Genomic DNA, 22,752 nt, shown 5'->3' with positions numbered 1-22,752 from the left:
ACTCTATTTTGTTTAATTATATGCTTACAATTGGATAAATTGTCTTTTTCCTGTCATTCTAAATCTAAAAACTTCTTAATTTCACCTTTTTTCTCTTCGAACACATGCTTTCCTAATGCAATTAATTCATCAACAAATGTCACATCATCAAAAGGAATTTCATCTCCTAAATCCCTATTTAATCGAAAATATTGATTTCCTAAAAGAATTTGACAATGATAGGAAATCGATTCAGACGAAAGATCAAGAGCCAAGTCAAGTAACTTAGGTTGAACTTTCATGGTCATTAAACGAAAAGGCAACCACTTTTTAATTCCCCAATATTTGTCTGGTTCAATATTGTATTCAATGTCCTGTAACCCTGTACCAAGTGATAAAATCTTCAAGTCTCCTACATTCAACTTAAAATAATCAAGTGCCTCTGTAATACAAACCAATGATGGATTATTGGCCCATAACCCTCCATCAACAGATAAATATTTATTTTTAATGTTGTTTGGCGGAAAATAAACAGGTGCTGAACAAGATGAGAGCACAGCATCCCATAATTTAATTGAGAGATCATCGCTGCCAGGATGACCATAATTTGAGCGGTATACATACGGTTTGCCATGAGTCACATCGACCGCTGGAATTAAAAGCGGTTTCGCTATATCCGATAACGTTAAATCACCAAACATCCCCTTAAAATATTGGCGCAAATCCTTATCACTATAAACACTTTTAAATATCCCAATTTTCGCCTGGCGCTTAAAAACCTTCTTTCCAAATTGTTTATAACTGTCTAATACATCAGACATTCTTTTTTCTAAAATAACCGATGTAGCAATAATCGAACCTGTGCTCGTTCCTGCTACAAGGTCAAATAAATTCGTAATAGGCTGGTTGTATTCTTCTTCGAGCGCTTGTAATATCGCTACTTCAAACACTCCTCGAATCCCACCACCATCAAGGCATAAAATCTTCAAGATCGTCACCTTTTCATGCTTAGTTTTAGTCATAGCATTTACCTACTAATGAAGCAGTATTACAACAATTCCAAATCATTACATTTTCTATGTCAGTATAGAACTTCTTACTTAAGAGAATTTTATTATTGAGTAAATGAAGGAGTTGAACCAAATGGAGTCAAATAAGCCAGTAGAATTTGATCGCTACACAGCGGCACATTTAAGCCCTGACATGTTACAGAGAATCGTATCGTTAGAAGACGAAATTAGAAGTACAACCGATAAGGATGTTGTTCTGATTGCGTACGAAGAAAGTCAGCATAATGCAACTTAGGACTAAAGGGGATGTATCAAAGCCAATATTAAAAGATGGCAATGGCTCCGTTCGCTACTCGCCTTGAGAGGAGAAACCCACTCCTCTCAAGGCTTTCAAAAGATGTAGCGACTCCGCACATTGCTTCGGGGTTATCCCAAAAGGTCAAAAAACAGACCTTTTGGGATAACCCCTTTTAAAAACTATACCCTGCTCGTAATGCATTCGGAGTTAAAATTTCACCGCCTAATGCAAGCGACGCTTCATTCGCCCAAAACGGACTGCGAAGCATTCCTCTACCTACGGCAACAAGATCTGCTTTTCCTTCACGAACAGCCTCATCACTAAACTGAGCATCTTCCATTCTTCCAACAGCAATTACAGGTACATCTAACGCTTGTTTCACTGCTGCAGCAAGGTCGACTTGATATCCTTTGCCAGAGTATTCAGGTCCGTTGTTACTTTCCCCACCTGAAGAAATATGGAAAATATCCACGCCTTCTTCTTTATACTTCTGTGCTAACTCAATCGCATAATTCACATCGTAGCCTTCTTGAGCGTACTCTTTTGCTGAAATCCGCATAATTAAAGGCATCGATTCTGGCATAACGCGACGCGCAGCTTTTATGATTTCACGACCAAATAAACTTTTATCTTGCCCGTATTTGTCTTCTCGCTGATTCGTTAAAGGAGATTGGAACTGATGAATTAAGTACCCATGTGCTCCATGAATTTCAATTGTATCCACCCCAGCCGCTACCGCACGCTGAAACGCTTGTTCAAATTTACCTACCATCTCTTCTACTTCTTCTGTTGTTAATTCTCGAGGCGCTTTGTAATCCTCTGAAAAAGCAACTGATGTTGAAGAAACAGGAACTTCGGCATCCTCTGCTTTTCGACCAGCATGTGCAATTTGAATGCCTACTTTCGCACCGTAGCTTTGGCAAGCCTTTACGATCCGTTCAAATGCCGGAATATGATCATCGGACCAGATTCCTAAATCAAAATCAGAAATTCTTCCATCTGGCTCCACATCTGTCATCTCCATAATAATTAACCCTGTCCCGCCAATCGCTCGACTTGTATAATGTGTGAAATGCCAATCATTTGGCTTCCCATCTTTTGCCGTAACGGAGTACTGACACATTGGTGGCATAACAATTCTATTTTTCAGCTGTAATCCCTTATATTCAAATGAATCTAACAAAGTTGGCATAATTAGTCTTCCTTTCTAATACTTTCTTGATACAGCAAACTGCTGTACTTCTGGAGGAGTTGCAAACCAATCTCCTGCTCTAGCGCCGAAGTTTTTGAAATGTTCCGTTTGATTATGGAACTCGACTGCAGCTTCATCTCTCCACTCTTCGACCATCACAAATTTCGTTTTTTCTTCCGTATCTTCATACAGATGATATGTGATATTTCCTTCTTCTGCTTTTGAGTTCGTAATTAAGTCCTGAACGTGATCAAGAAACAGCTCTCTTTTTTCAGGCAACACATGAAGATAAGCATGAATAACAACCATAACGTTCCCTCCAACTACATTGTTTTTTATTTATGTATCCAGTGTTAAAAAATAACAAAGGCAACATCTACACTATAATCATTTACGAAATCAATAGCAAAAAATCTGCTTATTTGAAATGGAAATATTTAGAACAATTGAACAATCTGTTAAAATATAACTAGCAATCTATTACCCAATTAAGGAGTGAGCTATTTGATCCAATTCCCTAAGCCTGATGTCGAACAATTTTTTCGTACATACGCAATTTCCACGTTTGCTGTAAGCAAGGATGAAAGCAGACTCATTTTCAGCAGCAATTTAAACGGAAAGAATAACCTTTGGAGTGTTGATTTCCCAAACCAGTTTCCTTCTCTATTTGCTCAAGTGGATCAACAATGTAACTTTATTAAAATAGATCCGGAGAATCGCTTCGTCCTAGCTGGCTTTGACGATAACGGTGATGAAAACTATCATATATACGCCCTTCCTGCAGAAGGTGGAAAACCGCAGCCACTTATTACAGGTGACAAGACCGATAAATTCTTTTTTGCCGATCAATCAAAAGACGGCAACATTCTTTATTACATTACAAGTAAAGGCAATTCTCAGTTTTTAAACATTCATCGTTATGACATGAAGTCAAAAGAAGATACGATTCTGTATAAGGGTGTCGAAGCACCGACCTACCTTTCTGCTGTAGCAAAGGATGAAACCAGCTTTGTCACAGCTCGAATTTTTGCTAACACGTACCAAGTAGCCTACCTTCATATTGACGGGGAAGAAGTGCTGCTTACCCCTTCAAAAGAAGAGGTACACACTGTATCTAGCCCTGTTTATGTCGATGAAGCAACTATTTACTTTGTAACTAATTATGGAGAAGAGTTTTCCTATATTGCTTCATTTGATATTGCTAGCCGAACGTTCACACCACAATTAAAACTAGAACAAGAAAATATCAAGTTCATTAAATGGAATGAGAAACAAAAGAAGCTGTACTTTGCAACCGAAAAAGGCGTAACGGACCATCTTTATTCATTTGAGCTAGGTGCTAAAGCTCCGGAACGTATTGAATGCCCAACAGACGTAATTGAAGAGCTTGTTGTCAGTGAACAAGGCAACCTTTATCTTCGTGGCAGAAGCTCAACCGTTCCAAGCAATATTTATGTACAAAAAGCAGATCAACCATTTGAACAACTAACAAAAAATAACGTCCTCGGTGTCTCCGAAGAACAAATGGTCGAACCTGATGTCATCACATATAAATCGTTTGATGGGATGAACATCGAAGCCCTACTCTTTAAAGCAAAACCAGAACTTTCAAATGGCTATACGATCGTCTGGCCACACGGGGGACCACAGTCAGCGGAAAGAAAATGGTTCAGAGCGATGTTTCAATGCTTTTTAAATCGCGGCTATACGATTTTTGCACCGAACTTCCGCGGGAGTACGGGCTACGGTGCTTCTTTTACAAAGCTTGTTGAAGGAGACTGGGGTGAAGGCCCTCGCCTTGACTGCGTACACGGTATTGAATGGTTATTCGAACAAGGAATTACGAATCAAGAAAAGCTATTTGTCGTCGGAGGAAGTTACGGAGGATATATGAGCTTGCTACTTGCCGGAAGACACCCTGAATACTTCCGAGCAACAGTTGATATTTTTGGAGTAAGCAATCTCTTCACATTCCTTAATTCCGTTCCAGAACATTGGAAACCAATAATGAAACGCTGGTTAGGAGATCCAATTGAAGACAAAGAGCGCTTAGAAAAAGATTCACCTATTACGTACTTAGACAACATGGTTAAACCGATGCTCGTTATTCAAGGGGCGAACGATCCTCGAGTTGTTAAAGAAGAATCTGATCAAATTGTTAACGCTCTAAAAGGAAACGGAGTTGATGTGGAATACCTCGTGTTAGATGACGAGGGTCACGGATTCTCGAAAAAAGAAAATGAGATTAAAGTTTATGAGAAGATGCTTGAGTTTTTGGAGAAGCATCAGTAACGGTATTAGAGGCACTTCGGTGGTGCCTCTATTTTTGTTATGCCATGGCAGATTTTGACGAGTTCTAAAAAATTAAACAAACGTTTGATTAATCTTGCTACAGGTTAAAATATCTGCAGTTATTATTCGTTTCCAGTTAAATTTTTTCAAATTTTTGAATCAATCTAAATCTTTAATTCGTATAGCCGGTGTACCTGCGTATAAACCATTTGACTGACAATCTTTATTAACGAGAGCGCCAGCCGCGATTACACATCCATCTTCAATAACGACCCCTGGTAAAATTGTCGCTCTAGCCCCAATCCAACACCCTTTACCAATAGTTATAGGCTTTCTATTTGATTCACCAGCCCTTTTATTTGATTTTCCAATAGCATGGCTAGATGTACAAATTAACACATCAAAAGCTATAGAGGTATTTTCCTTTATTGTTACTCTCTCCCAAGCGTCAATAAATACATTATGGTTCAGGAAAACACCTTCCTCTATAAAAATGCTTTTACCTCTAAAAGTACATCCTGACCTAATATTAGAAGTCTTGATTTTCATTCCTGCACACCTATATAAATAGAAACGAATTTTTTGAGGGATTAATATAGATTTTGCAATTGTATTTACCAATAAATTCCAAATAATCGTAGATACATAGATTTTAATTAATTTCATATTATATTCCTTTCTTTTTCTTGATTTTATAGTTTTTTCCAAAAAACCTCAAGAAAAGAATATTTAATTGAATGAAAATAAGGTTGGCGCTTAGGGTATCTCAATATTAGATAGCAAAGGGGTTTGATTCTCGGAAAAAGAATTAAATAACTTTATGAGAAAAAACTCAAGTTATTTCGGAATCATCAGTAAGAGTTATGAGGCACTTAAGTTGAATTAAACAAACGTTTGATTAATTTTTTGTAGGTAGGTCTCGAGGATCGTAATTATTTGCATTAAAATGACGAGTAGTCCTAAAGAAATGACAAGTATGCTCAATAATTTTTAAAATAGTAGCTGTTATATTGTAGACATTCCTTTTTAAAAATGAGGGGCCTTCTATCAAAAATGCCACCACCATAATAATCCACTCTCTCCTTTCCTGGGCAAGCGCATAAAGCAACATTTCCTTACGATTCTCGACGTTTCCTACCGTCTAACCAGACAAAAATCCCCTCGCATATAAAGGCTTCTATAGCGAGGGGACGTTATTATTATTGATTTCCTTTTTTAATCCACTCAGCAACTTGAACCGTACGCTTCGCTTGGTACTTCGCTGCTTCTTCTACATTTTCTTGCATCTTTCCATCTTGACCTACTGTTACACTTGTTCCGTACGGGTTCCCGCCTGAAGCAAATAATAAAGGATCTGTGTAGCCAGGTGATGCAACAATCGCACCCCAGTGGTACATTGTTGTATAAAGGGATAGAATCGTTGCTTCCTGCCCACCATGTGCATTACTTGCTGAAGACATCGCACTAACCGCTTTGTTAGCAAGTTTTCCTTCAAACCATAATCCACCAGTTGTATCAATGAATTGCTTCATTTGAGCTGCCATGTTACCAAAACGTGTCGGAACACTGAAAATAATCGCATCTGCCCACTCTAGATCATCCAATGTAACTTCTGGTACATCTTTTGTTTCTTCGACATGCGCTTTCCATGCTGGGTTTGATTCAATCGCTGCTTCAGGAGCAAGTTCAGGTACTTTCAGAACTTTCACTTCTGCACCTGCTGCGTTCCCACCTTCTTCTGCCCACTTTGCTAATTGATAGTTTGTACCTGTAGAACTGTAATAAATAACTGCTAATTTAACGTTTGACATATTGATCGACTCCTCATCTTTTTTATTAGTTTGACCAAATAACTTCTTTATAAAACTCATAGCCTCTCACACTCCTTTTTATATGTACTTACATCAGAAGACCAACACCCCCTTAAAAAGTTCTAGTTTATATAAAACGAGTTCATACAATATGAATTCGAGATATTTGTCGTGAAAATTCCCTTCTGATGTAGAAGGGCAATTTATTGTGGACGTTCAAGTTCAAACGTTTCACCTAACTTAGAATAAGCATTACCAGCTAATCGGCTGACTGGTTGTAATCTTAAAGCATCAATTCTCCCATTCTCATACAATTCTTCTCGAATGTGGTATTGAACAACACGCCCAATTAATAAGTCACAAGAAGGACTGTCATCTGTTCCACCAAGAGATATCGCTTTTTCTAGCACACATTCCATTCGAATCCTTGCTTCCTTTATACCCGGTACACTTATTTTTAAACTATCAACGGGCGTTAAGCCTGCATCTGCAACTTCACTTTTATCTGAAGGGAGGTTTTTAGCGGTCATGTTGATCTTTTCAATAAAGGATTCATCAGAAATATGAACAACAAATTCATTTTGCTCAATCGCATTTCTCGATGTATCTTTCATTTTCCCATTTTTCCGACCGACAGAAACAGAAATCAACGGCGGATTTGACGAGACGACATTAAAATAACTAAATGGTGCAGCGTTAAGGACACCCTGCCCCGAAAGAGTCGTCACGAAAGCAACCGGTCTTGGAATAATGCTTCCCGTTAAAAACTTGTAATTCTCACGTTCAGCTAACTGGTATGGATCAATTGATTTCATTATGCTACCTCCTGCCTATCTCTATTACATTATGAATTCATTTAATCTTAATTCGAGATAAATAAGTAAAAAAATTAAAGCTCTTGTGCATAAAAGCCTAATTTTTTTAATTGCTCAATCATTAGTTCTTTCTCTTCTGCTTTAAGCCCTCCAAAGATCTCTTCAATAGCTTCTTTATGCTTCGGAAAGATTTCTTGCATTAACTGAGTGCCTTCCTCTGTAATTGTCGCATACGTGACACGACGATCTTTCGGGCATGGCTGTCTTTTAATATACTGTTTCTTCTCAAGCTTATCAACTACATACGTAATGCTGCTACTTGCAAGCAATACTTTTTGACCAATCTTTTGAATTGGTTGATCGCCTTTGCTGTAAAGAAGTTCAAGAACACCAAATTCAGTTGGATTTAAACCATAACCTTTTATATCTTCTTCGACTCGTTTGGTAATGGCTTGAATCGCTCGGGTCATGACAACAAATAATTTTAATGAAATATCCTCTTCATATTTATGCATAAATATCAGTTCCTTTAATTACCTCAGTTTCGAGATAATTATACAATTTACTTTCACTCATTGTCAACTACAACTATAGTTGCAGGAAGAATTAAACATTTCCATTTTATTACAACCGTTTCAGAAAACCAATTCGACAAAAGTCTTTGTAGGATTTTTACAAATAATGTCGATATTTTTGGAACTTTTTACTAATATTGGCACAAAAAATATGGTACTATTGTAGTGAGATAATTAATGAAATTTTAAGAAGTGTCTGAAAAATTTACTTCTGCTAACTTTTTACTAAACTACTTTTCCTTGTTCAATCTTTTTTATAAAAATAATAGCGAAAAAGGCAAACTTCTTGAAAAATTAGGGCGCAAAACTACAGATCTAAGGTGAAAATTTCTTTTGCTATGATGGCTGAGTTACCGAACAATGGAGGCGGAGAAAGACTGTGATTGTATCTTCAAATGCAGAAAAAATGGAAACACTTGACCAAGAATGGGTCACGCTATTACAGGAAGCAAAAGAAATTGGACTTACACCTGAAGAAGTAAAACAATTCATTTGTAAGAATAGCAAACTAACTAATAAGTAATGATTCTTTAAGTCTAGTTAAAAAGTTAGTAGGATAAGAAGCAAAGGTGGGGGATAACCCATCTTTTTTTCTTATATTTTTATTTACCCATTTCATTTAGGTAATAAACCTATTTTTCAAATTTATTTTTTCTTTAATGTTAATATATTTATTTCCGGAGGATTCAAAAATCGAAAACGTAACATTGGAATCGCATCGCTGCTCCCAAGTCCCGTACTGACATATTGCTGAATCCCGCGGTACTCCCATAACCCTTTTACCCGATCACGCGGCGGTAAAATTCCTCTCCGGTCATACCACGGCTCTGGAACGAATAGAGCACCTATAAATGGAAGACGTATTTGCCCACCATGATAATGCCCTGCCAAGAGTAAATCAAACTGTCTAAACATAAACTGAGGGCTAGACGCCATATAATCGATTCGACGGTCAACGATTGGATAGTGAGAAAGGGCAATCGTTACGTTCGATTTATCCAAAGACTCCATTTCATCAAACAATTGCTTTTGATGATCCATATACGCTTTGTATGCCTCATTATTCGGCTCTGGTCTATTTAAGTATATTTCTTTATTTTTTACCGCTATGTCAAATTCCACAAACTGAATCGCAGCTCCTGCTTCATCATTAATTGTATAAATCGATTCAAGCAGCTTTACTCCACGGTGTTCCATGCCTTTAATGAATTCATCCTTCTCAAAAGGCCTGGTAGGGTGCAGGAAATAGTTGTTCGGATCCGCATTCCCCGGCACGTAAAGGGCATGAGTCTTATTATGTATCCCTTCAATCAACTGATAAAAAGGCCGATAGTTTGTACTCGCATTGCTATCTAACATATCTCCAGTAAAAACGATTGCATCATACTTAACTGAGTTCACCTTCTCAATTAAACTCGCTTGATTCTTCCCAAATTCTCTTTCATGCAAATCGGTTATTTGAAGGATCGTAAACCCGTCAAATCCCTCTGGCAGGTGCTCTATTACTATTTCTTGCTCTACCACAATGATCCGCTGATTGTCCCAAACCGTATAAATAATTAGAACAACAAATAGCAATAAAAGACCTAGCATCCCTTTTCCTCCTACTTTCCTCAATGACTCTCTCTCCTATCTAAACAGCAGGGGTGTTTCAAAAGGTCAAAAACGGACCCTTTTGAAACACCCCCTTAAGGTGTAGCTTCCATTTGATTTCGTAACAGGTGGCTAAATGTACTTTTCTTTTGAGCAGCAAGCTGTGTGAATCCACCCTTTTGAATGATTTCTCCCCCATCAAGAACAACAACTTGATCGGCATTTCGTATTGTGGATAAACGGTGTGCAATAACGATAATGGTCATCTTTCCTTTTAATCGTTCCAAAGCTGCCTGGATTTTTGCTTCATTTTCTGTATCCAAAGCACTTGTCGCTTCATCTAAAACAAGAATGGATGGATTTCGTAAAATCGCTCTAGCTAACACAAGGCGCTGCCGTTCTCCCCCAGACAGTTTAATGCCGCGGTCACCAATTAGTGAATCAAGACCTTCAGGAAGCTTTCTTACAAATTCCGCTGCGGATGAAAACTCAAGTGCTTCCCACATCTCCGCTTCGGTTGCATCAGGTACGACCAACTGCAAGTTTTCTCGGATACTAGCATTAAACAAAAACGGATCTTGAGGTACATAGCTGATCGCTCTTCTAAGTGAAATGAGATTGTCACTTGTTAAAGGAGTACCATCAATGAGTACTTGACCTTGCTCCGGTTGATTTAACCCCATGAGTAAGTCAATTAACGTACTCTTTCCTGCACCTGAACGCCCGACAAAAGCGGTCATTTGATTTGCTGGGATTGAGAGGTTAATATTTTTTAAGGCGTAACCAGATTCGTTGTAACGGAATTGAATGTTTTGGCACTCGATCCCTTTATGTACTTCGATTGGCTTTACATCTGTACTATTGATGTTTTCAAATTCCTTTGCTTCCCTGCATTCATTCTGCAATGCTTTAACCGCCTTAAAAGAAGGCATCGTCGTGGCAATTTGCTCTAAAGAACCTTGAATTCCAGCCACTCGTGGCCAAAGTCTAGAGAATATGACGATAATGAGCATGAGTTGAGCTGCTTGGGCGTTAAACAAGTTTACTGCGATAAAAATAAAGACAGCAATCAAAACCGCAGAAGCCACTTTGTAATAAAGCTGTGAAGTCGTTTTTAAAACGGTATATTCCACTTGTTCCTTCTCCATGCTTGCTGTTACTTTTTTAAACCAGTTCATACGGGATTCTTCTAAAGTATTGCTTTTAATATCTTTGATGCCGTTGATTTGGTCTGTGACACCACCTAAATATTCTTTCCCTAATGTAAAGTTACGACTCCCTAACTCTAGAGAACGTTTAAGGAATTTACGGTTAAAGAACAACAAAATTAAACCGCATGCTAAGACAAATGAAGTAATACTTGGCGATAGCCAAAAAGCCAATCCAATTTGTATACAAGTAAAAATCAGAGAAGCTAAAAATTGTAAAAATGAATGAGTTCCAGCACTTGAACGAGCAATCTCAGCTGTCATAAAATTCACGAGATCAGATTTTCGGTTTTTAATAAAAAATCGCCAATTGGCATGAAGCAATGAACGGTAGGTCTCAACGCGCATATGTCTGAAGAAACCATGTTGAATTCTAGTATTTCGAATCGTGATCTGCCTTTGGATCAAGTTTTGACCAATAACAATCAATACAAAGGCTGCTAAAATGACAGGTAGACCTACGGCACCAGGAATATCTTGCAAAAAGCCTAGTACTCCAGCTAAAGGCGTCCCTTCTGCATCTAAGTTTACAACCCCAGTCATAGCGATCATGGGAATTAACAACAATATCCCAATCCCATCAAGCAAACCAATTAACATCATCGCAAACATATTCGTGTATAGCTTCTTCCCAGCATATGCATGAATCTGTTTAAGAAAATAGAGAATATCTTTCATATAAATACCTCCTACAAAACAGCCTGTTTCCTAGTTTTCCTCCAAGCCCATAAGACAGGTCGAAGGGGAAAATATAGAAAATGAAGGGGTTTCGGTAATGGTAACGTTTGAGCATCCTCTGGAAATGGATGCAATAAGCTGAGAAGGTGGATCGCCTTTTGCTGAGTAGACATTAATGAAAAAAGATGGCTCGCATGATAGCTTGATATGTCTTCTGGAACCGGATCTGTATGTAAATTCACCATTCTTTCAAGATAAAAAATAGCCTCTTGAGCTAATTTCATCGCTGTATTCGTTACAAACGGAGTCATTTCTTCTTTGAACTCAGCATCTAACAGTTCAGAAGCTAAAATGATCGCCTGACCACCAACATGAGGATTGTGATACTTTTGAAAAAGCTGATAAACCTTAGCCCAATCAAGTTCCTGTTTCATAATTTTTTGGATATCAACTAACCAGCGCAGCCGTGACCAACCATGTCTTGCACCGTGTGCAACTAGGAAGACAAATAAATCTTCTTTCCCAAGCAAATATACAGGTGATTTTGTATTAGAACTTTTATTCCTGCGTTCCCATAACTCTTGAAAACTTGGTTCTTTCCCAGGACCTGGATGTAGACGCCAATGAATCTCAAGCTTCATCTGTTTCACAGGATGATAGTAAGTCACATGATGGTGCCTCCAGCGCCAATCGTTTAATACGGATTCAATATAATCATCTTTCTCATATCCAAGTTCAACTAGAATCTCCTCTGCTCTCTCAAGATGTTCAATTGGAATGAGAAAATCTAAATCACTCGATGTACGAAGCGACAAATCTCCATACAGGTCATGAGCAAGAACAGGCCCTTTTAAAAAGAGTGTTCTTATCTTACTGTTAGAAAAGATTTCACTCACCTTTTCCATTTCTCCCGTTAAGGACATCATCCTAAATATATTTTGCTGATAATGTACTTGCAAAAACTTTGAAACATGAACTGGAACATCAAGATTCTTAACCTTTGAATGTAGCAACGGAAACACACGATGATGTAATGAAAGATTTAAAAATAATTCCCAGTCTAATTCTGGCATTCGAGTGTTCGTATTGTTATCCTTCAATAATTCAAAGATATATGTAAGTTCGCTTGATATGCCAGCTGTGTTAATTGACTTATCCATAGGTTTCTCCTTCAACCTTCTCAGGCGTAATCTCCTTTGCAAATTTTGCAATCACGGTAAATTTCTCCATTCCTTCTGAACCAGATACGTAAAACGGTCCGCTACGCAGCCATGCATGTGCGGCGAAATTCCCTTTGTCGTCCTTCCCGGTTCCTAAATACAGCGTACTCTCAATGTTCCTCTTCTCTAGCATCTTCATCCCAGCAATGGCCTTCACCAAACATTGGCTTTCCCAAAATGTATAACGACTCATAATATGGGTCGCATTTGATATATTAAGTAACGTTTCTCTATTCGCCATGTTCGGAGTATAAGTCGTTTCTTCCATTTTTTTACCGAGTGAAGGGGCGATTTTAGCGAAAGGACGAGTTTTCAAAAACCTAGCCCATCCTAAATAGATAAACGCTTCTAACAATAACTTTTTTGTTTCCCACTTTAATTCGAAAAAAGCTTTGGCCCGTTTTACTATTTTCATATATACCTCCGAATCAACTTTAGCCTTCTACATGTACTAACCCTTCATCGATTAATTGACTTAAAAAGGTAATAACATGTTCCTCGCACTCAGCTTTTCCTACATCGTACTGTGCCTGCAATTTAGTTACTAAACCTTCAATCGTAATTGGTTCTTTGATCGAATCCCAAATCTCTCCACCTATATCCCCAAGGTTGTAGTACTTGCCATTATGGATACTTAGCATCACTTTTTCCCCATCCATATCGGAAACAATATTGCCTTCAATTTGACTAACGACATGAGTATTTATAATATTTTGATTTTTGATCATATAACCTTCTCCTCCTCATAGACAGTTTCTAAAATTAATTCAGTTAAGTCATGGGCAGTGAACCTAGATATTGGTCGCTGCAATTGGAACAATTCAATATGATTAGCCATTCTAGCTGTCGTGTGGAAATGCCAATCCATCAAACCTGCTGGGCCAATAAAGAAATTGCGATATGTATGAACAAATAATGTATGTAATTTGTTTAAATTTTGGATGGGCAGCATCTCAATTTCTTCATTCTTTGTTTTCACAAGTTCGATGACCCCAGCAAGCGGCAAAGGTTCAGTTACAAATTGATTCGTTACTGGTATCGCAAATTTTGTTTCACGATCGATAATGGGACGGTATCCATCTGATGTCATCCCAAATTGACTCAAGCTCTCTAACCAAAGTTTTTGTTGAGGATAAGCAGGTGTAACGATTGGACATCCGGATTCATTTAATGTTACAGGTATTACATCATCACTTAATAGTTGATAACCTCGCTTTATAAAAGCCGAAGCTAATGTGGATTTTCCTGCACCAGAATTACCTACAATCGCATACGCTTTTCCACCAATAACGACTGCACTGCCATGTAGTGGAAGAACTTTCCTTTGCATTAAGATTGCTCCCATACAAGTTCCTAACGTATAGAGTCTAATGTGGTCTTCATGAGCATCATCAAATGAAGAAACAAGAATTTCGTTTCCATTTCTGATTAGAAAAATCGCGACCTCTGGCATACGGAACATGATGAATGTTTCATCGATGACAAAATACTGATCATCCTCCGAATGTTCAAACCAGACTTGTTGTAAATCTGCTTGTTTTATGGCTACGTCGGGTACTTTAGCTTCTAGTTTAGTTGGAAGTAACTCTGGTAGAGGAAATTCGCTTGATATGGTTAGGCCGAAAGCTGTATAAGTTCTATAACTATTCACTGTGTTTCCTCCTAATAAATAATAAAAAACCAATTAGTGTTCCCTTATACTTGCTTAAGGTATAAGGGCCTTCACTTTCATTAATTCAATTTATAAAGATCTAAGAGATTTAACTACCCAAACTTCCTCCACCAACGCCTGAAGTTTTGTTTTTGCAACTTGCATTTGATTGATCATCATGTGTTTCGTGCCTTCCATCAGAAACATCAAAACAATCTGCATTTGCATTACCTGGTCCATTCATTGTCATGCTAACATCTAATACTTCTAATAATGGCTGTTTCCACTCTTTTCTCATCTATCTCACCTCCTTTCAATATTCATTTCACTGGTCAGAATCTCTTTAAAAAACGGTAAACTATTAAACTGCGTGTCAAAATTTTAAATTCATCTTCAAAAACCATTTCTGGACGTGGAGTATTCCCTAGTTTTTGCAAAGCATTTTTTAGAATTCCACCGTCTAGATAGTAAGAAACTTGGGGATCCTTAATCATCTCATGTAATTGTGAAATAAAATCACCCCACTTTGGAGTCATACGATGAATTACATCAGCCCCTTGAATCCCGCGACGGCTTTGATTTAATCTAACGGTATCAGGAAGAACCCCCTTAGTCGCTCTTCGAATAAATGAGCGTTCCATTCCTCCGTTAACATATTGTTCTTCAGGCAACGATAGACAAAATTGGATGACTCTTAAATCATTTGTAGGATCTCTATCCCACAAGGAATAACGCAATGATAATTTCGTATTAGCTACCCCGCTTTTATTCCAAGTATATAAGTTCTGGTAATATTTCTTTCTATAATCAGTTAGGTTTCCGACACTTGACCCACCATTTAAGTTAACTCCATAATCTCCTAGTTTTTCAAAAACTTTAGTCCTTTCAGCTAAGGATGGGTTAATGAAAACCGGAAACTGATAGTCACTTTGAGCACCTTTGGAGAATAATTGGCCTATTTTAGGAAATGTCTTTTTAGCAACAAATGGAATCATGACTTTCTTACCAGTCCTAAAATTCCTACAGTAAGCGTCTAGCTCTTGATTAAGGCGTAACCAGTTTAACTTCTTCATTAAATGACTGTAATATTGATAGGTTAAAGACAGAGACCCCCATGAAATCGAGTGATTCCCTCTTGCACCGTTTAAAAGAATTTTAATTCCATCTTTATGTGCTCTTTCACTTATCCCCTTAAGCCAAAAAGTGTTTTCAAAAAATTTAAATGGCATCTCCATTATGTCTAAGAAATTATCAATTTCTGTTAAAGGACTTATGCCAGCAAAATCCAAGTAGTTGTCATTTATGTTTCCGACGTGTTTGACCGTTTCCTTTATAAAAGGTCTTTCATCGGGTACATAATACTTATCAGTCCAATCGACAAAATCTCCTTCTGGAATATAACTATACGTATGTAGTTGTTTATTTTCTTTTTGTAGATTTTTAGCAGCGAAACTAACAACTGATCCCGAATCTAAACCACCACTTAAGTGAGATCCAACCTTACCAAAAGTTCGAAGCCTATCTGAAACAGCCCTTTGAAACACTTCTTGAAAAGCTTCTTCATATTCTTCGTTAGAACTAAGTTTTAAGGTTTCATTAACTTCAATTTTGCTGTACCTTTGTAGGGTGACTTTTCCTTCTTTCACAGTCAAACTATGTGAAGGAGGTAGTTGATGCACAGATCGATATGGTGTTGACACCATGTCTACAGATTCGACTATGTTAGGAATTGCAAGAAATTCAGCCATCCATTCTTCGTTTAGTTCTTTCTTTAAGTATGGTAATGTGAATAATGGCTCTATTGTGGTTGAAAAAGCAAATCGTTTGGAATCATTGTAAAAGTAAAGTGTACGAGATCCACTGAAATCTCTTGCAGCAAAGAGTTTCTCCTTCTTTTCATCCCAGATGACGATTGCAAAGTCACCTATTAAGTACTTAGGTACATCTTCACCCCATTTTTGATAAGCCAAAACAATTAATTGACTATCAGGCATTGATCTTCTATCTTGTTTATTAACCTGTAACATATCAAATAACTCTTTTCGATTATCAAGGATCACGTCAGCTGTTATAGCTAACTGTCTATTATAGTCATAATAAGGTAGTTTTTCATTGATGGATTCAGATGTAATCCATTGTGCATGACACCCCAGGAAAATATTATCTTGTTGCAAAGTATGAACATTATCTGCAGGAAAACACTGCGAAGATTTCATTAAATCCATACTACAGTTATTATTTATTGGTTCTTTTTTAAAATTATATATGCCAACAATTGCACTCATTACAGCCTCCTAACATCACTTTATTCGCACACTTTATAAAGAACAATAGGGAAGTTAAAAAAGATAATGATTTAATTTCTTATAATTACATAATCTCTAATTCTTAATTAAAGAACGAACCCATAAAAAAGTGTTTTTACATAAATGTCAAATGTCCTTTTTTGTGATATAAAAAAATAATCTGTAATTTTTACCGCTTGTTACTACTTGCTAAATTAACTTAATAAAACCTAGTTTTATTAAGTTAAAGTTCTCCTAGAAGAGAACTTTAACTTAAATCTAGTATGATTTCATATGTATGAAATCGAAGGTAAAAAACCTTAACTCCAAGTCAATTCCCATCGAGGAGTCCCCTCAGGATACGCTTGGTCTAGATGATCCCCATCATTCGGGTTAGCCATTGTCATGTCTACGTCAAGTACTTCTAATTCCGGTTTCTTCCATTCATTTTTCATCGTCTCACCTCCTTTCAAGTAAATCTTTTTAAAAATTTTGAAACAATTAGACTGCGCATCAGTAACCTATAATTCGGATCAATGGCGTATTCCGGAAGAGGTTCCTTTCTTACTTTTTCAAGAGAGTTCTGTATAACCTCTCCGTCCACAAAGTTTAATAATCTTTCATCAGTAGCAAGCTGCTCAACGTCTTTCATAAAATTATCCCAAATAGGAGTCATACGATAAAGCCAATCAGCCCCTTGGACACCTCGTATACGCTGGTTCAACCTTACTTTATCAGGTAATAAATTTTTAGTAGACCTTCTAATGAGTGCTCGATCCATTCCATTCTGAACATACTGTTCTTCAGGTACAGATAAACAAAAGCGGATAACTCGTAAATCATTGGTTGAATCTCGTTTCCATAACGAATAGCGTAAAGATAATTTAGCAGCTAGAGTATTCGTTGCATTCCAATGAAATATATCCTCAAAATGTCTTTTTCTTTGTTCATAAATATCATTTGTACCAAACCAACCTGTTTCATCTAAACCATACTTATTAATTTTATTAAATACATCTTTCTTATTTGCGAATTCCGCATTAATCAATCTAGGAAATTGTTTAGTTGTAACAGTAGAATTAAATTTATTAATGAATGGAAAAGCTACTTTTGCAAGTACAGGGATTCTGCGTAATCGAGCTCCTCCCGCATTCTGGCTATACTGATCCAATTCTTTGTAGAGTTTAATCCATTTCATTTTTTTAAGTAGAATTGCATAATAATTTAATGCATGCCCCCAAGAAATAGTGAAATTTCCTCTTCCTCCGTTTAAAAGAACCCCAACTTCCTTTTTATTAGCTGTTTCAAACATTCCTTTTATCCAAAAAGAGTTCTCGAAAAATTTGTATGGCATTTCTAGAATATCGAGGTATTCATTAATTTCAGAATATGAATCTTTTCCATCAAAATCTAAATAATGATCCTTAATTCCTCCAATATGATTAACCGTTGATTTAATAAATGGTCTTTCGTCAGGCAACAACCGTTTTTGTGTGTAATCTTTAAAGCCTCTAGAAGGAATATAACTAAATGTATGTAATAACTTATTTTCATTTTTTAGTGACCTTGCTGCGAAACTGACAACTGAACCAGAATCTAACCCTCCACTTAAATGAGCACCAACCTGTCGGTGTGTACGCAAACGAGCATTAACAGATTTTTGAAAGACTTCCTGAAAGGCTTCTACATACTCATTTTCAGATTTTAATTTCAATTTACTGTCAGCTAACAAAGTACAATATTGTTTAATTTTAACTTTATTTCCTTCTACAGAAATAATATGAGCAGGTGGTACTTGTTCAATTGTTCTATAGGGAGTTATTGATGTATTTACGGTATCTACAACTGAAGAAATAGCCAAGAATTCAGATAACCAATCTTCATTTAACTGCTTTTGTATATACGGTAAATTTAATAATGCTTCTATAGTTGTACAAAAAGCAAAATGCTGTTTGTCATGGTAATAATATAAGGTTCTAGTTCCTGAGAAATCTCTAGCTCCGAAAAACTTTTGTTTTCTCTCATCCCATATCATAAAAGCAAAATCACCTATTAAGTATTTGGGACAATCCTCTTCCCACTTGTAATAAGAAAGTAAAATTAATTGACTATCTGGAATGGTTTTTCTTAAACCTGTTTCTACTTGTAATAAGTTAAATAATTCCTCACGGTTATCAATTATGGCATCCGCAGTAATAGCTGCGTTTCTTTCTGAATCATAAAATGGCAATGGTTCGCCTATAGATTCAGGTGTAATCCACTGCGAAAGACATCCAAGGAAAGCATTATTTTTGTTCCAGCATTGAATATCATTAGCAGGAAATTGAGCTAGATTATCCATAATGATTGAATAATGATCCCTTGTAACAGGTGCATTATTAGAATGATAAATTCCAGCAATTGCGCTCATTAACTTCCTCCTATCGTGTTGTTCTTTTTAAAGAACAACACTACCAAAAAAATGTGTGGATAGCGATATCCAACAGTTTTAAAAATTTAATAAATTATTACTTTATAAAGGTCACTTGGTTATTCTTTATAAAGAACGTCTGTTACCTTTATCATACAACATAATCACCATAAGTCAATAACTCTCTATATAAAAAGTTTTAATTTTTATCGTTTTATTCAGAGAAAAAGACGGATTTAATTAGGTAAACAAAGTATCAAGCTTATATATTCTTACAATAGATTTACATTCTCCATATAGTTAATTATACCTATAGCGCCGTAGGGATTTATATAACCCATTAGGCACTAATCCAACAATAAGTGGTCGAATAGCATAAATATAAGATGTACACGGCAGCTTCAACATTTTATACCCACTGAATCGTACGTATGCCTCTTTTAATCTCAAACTATATTTCCTTCTCTTAATTGCACTTCGATCATCCCTTACTTCATAAAGAGACTCTTTAATATTGCAGCCCCTCGATCCATTTGCATACATCCTAAACCAAAGGTTATAGTCTTCAACACGTAAAGTTCTCTTTGTAACATCATAGCCATTAACAGCAAACAAGGCCTTACGCCGAACCATAGAAGGTGCATGGCAAAAAGGTGATTGGGCGATAAAATCCTCTGGCAATGGTTCTTCAATTGGAATAATCTCACCCCAAAACCCTTTTTCATCATAAAATCTCATCCCTGTACTGACAATATCATACTGTTGATTATCATCTAGAATCCTTACTTCTTTTTCTAATCGTTCAGGTAGAGAGCGATCATCAGCATCCTGTCTAGCAATATACTCTCCCCTACAATATTGAAGGCAATGGTTTAGGCTATATGCAAGTCCCTGATTTTTATCATTTTTAATCACTTTAATGTTAGAGTTTTGATCTGCATATTGTCTTGCAATACGATAGGTGTCATCTGTTGAACCATCATCGCACATAATTAATTCCCAATTCTTATATGACTGATTTACTATTGAGTCTACACTTTCTCTTAAAGTACCAGAACAGTTGAAAATCCCCATAATTATTGATACTTTGGGCTTATCGTACTTCATACTACCCCCTCTTTTCTTGCCCTTTCTTTCATAACAAGCCTATTTCTGTCCTCAAGAATATGTTTCCAAAGTACCCGTTGATCAAATTTTTCACGAACAAATACGATAGCTTTTTCACCCATTTCGTGACGTAGCGTTGGATTTAACATTGTCTTCATTGCTTCAATTAAAGGATCTACTTCACCTTTTGGAACGACCAGACCTGTTTCTCCTCGCAGCATAGCATCAGTAGGTCCAGGTATATCAGTTACAATAACGGGAATTCCCATTGCTTCAGCTTCAATAACTACAGAACCAAACCCTTCACGATAGCTTGGTAAAATAAAAACATCAAGAGCAGAATAGTATTTTTCTACTTCATTGGTAAATCCACAATATATTACTGTTTCACTTTGCTGAGACCATTCAAATAGGTCCTGGTGAACTCCAGCGTTCTCCTCAGGACCAATCATCATTAATTTAACATTAACATTATGTTGCGAAATATATTTAAACGCTGATAGAAGCTCATTAATTCCTTTATCTTTATTAAGCCTCCCTATAAAACCAAATACTAGATCATCATTGGAAATCTTATATTTCTGGCGAATCTCATCGCTCCATTTTTGCTTTGAAGTAAAATCAAACCTATTAAGATCCACCCCGTTCGCACTTCCATTCCATATCACGTTACTTTTGTTACTAGTATAAAGCTTTTCTGATTTGCTGAATTGTAAGTTTCCATAACTATCCGGCTCTATATAGGTAGAAAGAGAGCATACTATCTTCTCAATAGCTTTAAAAACCCTTCTACGCCAACCAGTAAAACCGACATAACGTATTCCCCACTGGCAATATAATCTGACAGGGGTTCTTGTTAACCATGAAGCTATTGAAGCATATAGTGCAGCGTTAGGTGTGGAATATTGGACTATATCAAATCTCTCTTTCTTGAAAAGTTTATATAGAAGATCCAAACTATTTAATGCACCTAGCCCATCAACACCCCTTTTCATGGTAATTGGATTATATTTAATATTTTTTGGTAAGAAAGCTATTAATTCTTCATCGTAATTACAAACTATTGTTATGTCGTAACCATTCTGTGATAAAAAAATAAGTTGTTGCAGGAGAAAACTTTTAATTGTTATGGATGTCGTTGTGACAACACACATTCGATTTTCCTTCATTTACAACACCACAAATTTCTTATAATAATTAAATTACCTTGAATAATGATATTCATATGACAGGTTGTTTTGAGTATTTTAGCTGTTATTTAGAAACATTTTCTTTCAAACAAAAGAATTCTCTGCTTCCATTATTAAAATCTTCAAATAAAATAAACCTATTTACCCACGCTACAACATCTTTTAGTTGCTTATCAGAATTAACCTCCCTACATTCTAGTTTAAGAATTGAAAGCTCTATATAAAATAAATAACGGTAAACATCAAAATCATTTAAATTTTCTATAAGATCAGAGTTAAGAGTATTATTATTTTTGTTTTTTATTTCGTTTAATAATTTCATAAAACTATTTTCTAATACTTTATCTAAACTCAATATCCATTTGTTATCATACACCTTAAAATGACTATTTTTATTAGCAAGCATAAACATCATAAAATAAAAATCAAAAAAAGCTGTACGACTACCTTGTGTGTTCCAATCAATAACAAAAGTATACCTTTTATTACTGAGAATGTTACCTTCCCATAAATCACCATGTGAAAATACAACGACAATGTCTTTTTTATTAATCTCCTTTAATTTCATTCTTATTTCATAATAAAATCTTTTTATTATTTTTAATTCCTCAATATATTTTTCGTTATTAATAATACGTTTCTCTAGTATAGTATCTAATAAATTTAGCTTACTATTAAGATATAAATTATAATTTAATACGTCTGGTTTCTTAGTAAACATGAGATCCTTTAAAATGGGTAATGCATCTTTATAAAATACGTCTATATTATTAGTACTATATGATTGGCTTTTAATATTGATGAACTCTTCAATTAAGCATCTTTTCTTTACATCCCAGTCTAAGAGATTTGGTTTAATTTTACATGTTGAAGCTACAATTATTGTATTGATCCTTTTTTCTACTTCATGATTACTTATACACACTGGAAAATCTGTAATAACTTGTTCAGCTTTAAAATTAAATATTTTATTCTCACCTTGACGCAGGTTTAAAAGCAAATGACCACAGAAAGTTGAAGTTATAACTTTTTGAGAGTTTGTATTTTTAAAAATTCTCTTCTTCTTATAAAATGTAAAAGTAAAAGTAAATACTCTTATTACCCTAACTACAAATAAAGGTAATAATCTTGAAATTTTCCAAGTAAACCTTTTTTCAAATAAACCCATCGGTTTTGTCTTAAAATACAAATAAAAAAAAAGAGGAAGAAAAGAAACTTCCACATTGATATAGACTTTATCTCTAACGTAAATATAATAATATTTTTTATTATTATCCATTTTTTCTCCTTAACTGAGTGAATTGCATAATTAAACCAGTCTCGCATTGCTTTCAAGACAAAAAGAGTCCCTTCCCAAAAGTAGAATAGTAAGTTACCGGACCAACTAACGGTAGGAGGAAGACTCCCTAACGATTAACTAACCTTTCATTGAGAGGTA

General features: G+C 36.0%; 23 protein-coding genes and 1 riboswitch. Of the genes, 3 read left to right on the top strand and 20 right to left on the bottom strand.

Translation table 11 applies throughout. From position 1 onward, the window contains the following. Positions 1-53: 53 nt before the first annotated feature. Positions 54-1,001 (bottom strand): CBASS cGAMP-activated phospholipase, encoded by a 948-nt coding sequence (locus MF646_RS03105; protein ID WP_250095028.1) that lies wholly within the window; start codon positions 999-1,001, stop codon positions 54-56. A gap of 121 nt (positions 1,002-1,122) precedes the next feature. On the opposite strand from MF646_RS03105, the gene MF646_RS03100 reads away from it, so the two are divergent. Beyond that, entirely contained in the window at positions 1,123-1,284 is a 162-nt protein-coding gene (locus MF646_RS03100) for a hypothetical protein (protein ID WP_250095027.1), read from the top strand. Positions 1,285-1,459: 175 nt separating this feature from the next. On the opposite strand, the gene MF646_RS03095 is transcribed toward MF646_RS03100, so the two are convergent. Both MF646_RS03095 and MF646_RS03090 read right to left on the bottom strand, forming a co-directional pair. Continuing rightward, complete coding sequence (locus MF646_RS03095; RefSeq protein WP_250095026.1) at positions 1,460-2,479, bottom strand: NADH:flavin oxidoreductase/NADH oxidase; 1,020 nt, start codon at positions 2,477-2,479, stop codon at positions 1,460-1,462. 15 nt (positions 2,480-2,494) lie between these two features. Beyond that, entirely contained in the window at positions 2,495-2,788 is a 294-nt protein-coding gene (locus MF646_RS03090; RefSeq protein WP_250095025.1) for a putative quinol monooxygenase, read from the bottom strand. 195 nt (positions 2,789-2,983) lie between these two features. Between MF646_RS03090 and MF646_RS03085 the strand changes: the two genes are divergently transcribed. Further along, positions 2,984-4,771, top strand: a complete 1,788-nt coding sequence (locus MF646_RS03085) for a S9 family peptidase (protein ID WP_250095024.1) — start codon at positions 2,984-2,986, stop codon at positions 4,769-4,771. Between the two features lie 159 nt (positions 4,772-4,930). Here MF646_RS03085 and MF646_RS23165 read toward each other — a convergent pair whose 3' ends face one another. The 4 genes from MF646_RS23165 to MF646_RS03065 form a co-directional block, all read right to left on the bottom strand. Then, a complete protein-coding gene (locus tag MF646_RS23165) occupies positions 4,931-5,479 on the bottom strand; it encodes an acyltransferase (protein ID WP_275980185.1) in 549 nt (182 codons plus the stop codon). Between the two features lie 491 nt (positions 5,480-5,970). Then, entirely contained in the window at positions 5,971-6,642 is a 672-nt protein-coding gene (wrbA, locus tag MF646_RS03075; RefSeq protein WP_250095023.1) for an NAD(P)H:quinone oxidoreductase, read from the bottom strand. 143 nt (positions 6,643-6,785) lie between these two features. Next, entirely contained in the window at positions 6,786-7,397 is a 612-nt protein-coding gene (locus MF646_RS03070; protein ID WP_250095022.1) for a flavin reductase family protein, read from the bottom strand. Between the two features lie 74 nt (positions 7,398-7,471). After that, positions 7,472-7,912, bottom strand: a complete 441-nt coding sequence (locus MF646_RS03065; protein WP_250095021.1) for a MarR family winged helix-turn-helix transcriptional regulator — start codon at positions 7,910-7,912, stop codon at positions 7,472-7,474. Between the two features lie 326 nt (positions 7,913-8,238). Beyond that, positions 8,239-8,330: riboswitch (cyclic di-GMP riboswitch) on the top strand. A 21-nt stretch (positions 8,331-8,351) separates the two neighbouring features. On the opposite strand from MF646_RS03065, the gene MF646_RS03060 reads away from it, so the two are divergent. Beyond that, positions 8,352-8,495 carry an anti-repressor SinI family protein gene (locus tag MF646_RS03060; protein WP_250095020.1) on the top strand — a complete coding sequence of 48 codons (144 nt, stop codon included), beginning with the start codon at positions 8,352-8,354 and terminating at the stop codon, positions 8,493-8,495. Between the two features lie 122 nt (positions 8,496-8,617). On the opposite strand, the gene MF646_RS03055 is transcribed toward MF646_RS03060, so the two are convergent. From MF646_RS03055 to MF646_RS02995, 13 genes are all read right to left on the bottom strand, one after another. Then, the gene (locus MF646_RS03055; protein ID WP_250095019.1) at positions 8,618-9,589 is read right to left on the bottom strand and encodes a metallophosphoesterase; all 972 of its coding nucleotides are present in this window, start codon (positions 9,587-9,589) and stop codon (positions 8,618-8,620) included. Positions 9,590-9,660: 71 nt separating this feature from the next. Continuing rightward, complete coding sequence (locus MF646_RS03050; RefSeq protein WP_250095018.1) at positions 9,661-11,451, bottom strand: ABC transporter ATP-binding protein; 1,791 nt, start codon at positions 11,449-11,451, stop codon at positions 9,661-9,663. 11 nt (positions 11,452-11,462) lie between these two features. Then, the gene (locus MF646_RS03045; RefSeq protein WP_250095017.1) at positions 11,463-12,611 is read right to left on the bottom strand and encodes a nucleotidyltransferase domain-containing protein; all 1,149 of its coding nucleotides are present in this window, start codon (positions 12,609-12,611) and stop codon (positions 11,463-11,465) included. Beyond that, positions 12,604-13,086 carry a lasso peptide biosynthesis B2 protein gene (locus MF646_RS03040; RefSeq protein ID WP_250095016.1) on the bottom strand — a complete coding sequence of 161 codons (483 nt, stop codon included), beginning with the start codon at positions 13,084-13,086 and terminating at the stop codon, positions 12,604-12,606. The genes MF646_RS03045 and MF646_RS03040 overlap by 8 nt, the downstream gene beginning before the upstream one ends. 19 nt (positions 13,087-13,105) lie before the next feature. Continuing rightward, a complete protein-coding gene (locus MF646_RS03035) occupies positions 13,106-13,399 on the bottom strand; it encodes a lasso peptide biosynthesis PqqD family chaperone (protein WP_250095015.1) in 294 nt (97 codons plus the stop codon). Then, positions 13,396-14,322 carry an HPr kinase/phosphorylase gene (locus tag MF646_RS03030; protein WP_250095014.1) on the bottom strand — a complete coding sequence of 309 codons (927 nt, stop codon included), beginning with the start codon at positions 14,320-14,322 and terminating at the stop codon, positions 13,396-13,398. Before MF646_RS03030 ends, MF646_RS03035 begins: the two co-directional genes overlap by 4 nt. Positions 14,323-14,431: 109 nt before the next feature. Next, positions 14,432-14,620 (bottom strand): paeninodin family lasso peptide, encoded by a 189-nt coding sequence (locus MF646_RS23160; RefSeq protein WP_275980183.1) that lies wholly within the window; start codon positions 14,618-14,620, stop codon positions 14,432-14,434. Between the two features lie 34 nt (positions 14,621-14,654). After that, positions 14,655-16,607: an asparagine synthase-related protein gene (locus MF646_RS03020; protein ID WP_250095013.1), complete on the bottom strand. Its 1,953-nt coding sequence runs from the start codon at positions 16,605-16,607 to the stop codon at positions 14,655-14,657. Positions 16,608-16,927: 320 nt separating this feature from the next. Continuing rightward, positions 16,928-17,062 (bottom strand): paeninodin family lasso peptide, encoded by a 135-nt coding sequence (locus MF646_RS03015; protein WP_250095012.1) that lies wholly within the window; start codon positions 17,060-17,062, stop codon positions 16,928-16,930. 14 nt (positions 17,063-17,076) lie between these two features. Next, entirely contained in the window at positions 17,077-19,017 is a 1,941-nt protein-coding gene (locus MF646_RS03010; RefSeq protein WP_250095011.1) for a lasso peptide isopeptide bond-forming cyclase, read from the bottom strand. Positions 19,018-19,317: 300 nt separating this feature from the next. After that, positions 19,318-20,124: a glycosyltransferase family 2 protein gene (locus MF646_RS03005; RefSeq protein WP_250095010.1), complete on the bottom strand. Its 807-nt coding sequence runs from the start codon at positions 20,122-20,124 to the stop codon at positions 19,318-19,320. Beyond that, entirely contained in the window at positions 20,121-21,293 is a 1,173-nt protein-coding gene (locus MF646_RS03000; protein ID WP_250095009.1) for a glycosyltransferase family 4 protein, read from the bottom strand. Before MF646_RS03000 ends, MF646_RS03005 begins: the two co-directional genes overlap by 4 nt. 85 nt (positions 21,294-21,378) lie before the next feature. Further along, the gene (locus MF646_RS02995) at positions 21,379-22,593 is read right to left on the bottom strand and encodes a protein kinase family protein (RefSeq protein ID WP_250095008.1); all 1,215 of its coding nucleotides are present in this window, start codon (positions 22,591-22,593) and stop codon (positions 21,379-21,381) included. Positions 22,594-22,752: the final 159 nt, after the last annotated feature.

Origin of the sequence: Halalkalibacter alkaliphilus (genome assembly GCF_023555415.1) — a bacterium.
Taxonomy (GTDB): Bacteria; Bacillota; Bacilli; order Bacillales; family Bacillaceae_D; genus Halalkalibacter; species Halalkalibacter alkaliphilus.
This window is presented reverse-complemented; position numbering and strand designations above follow the sequence as displayed.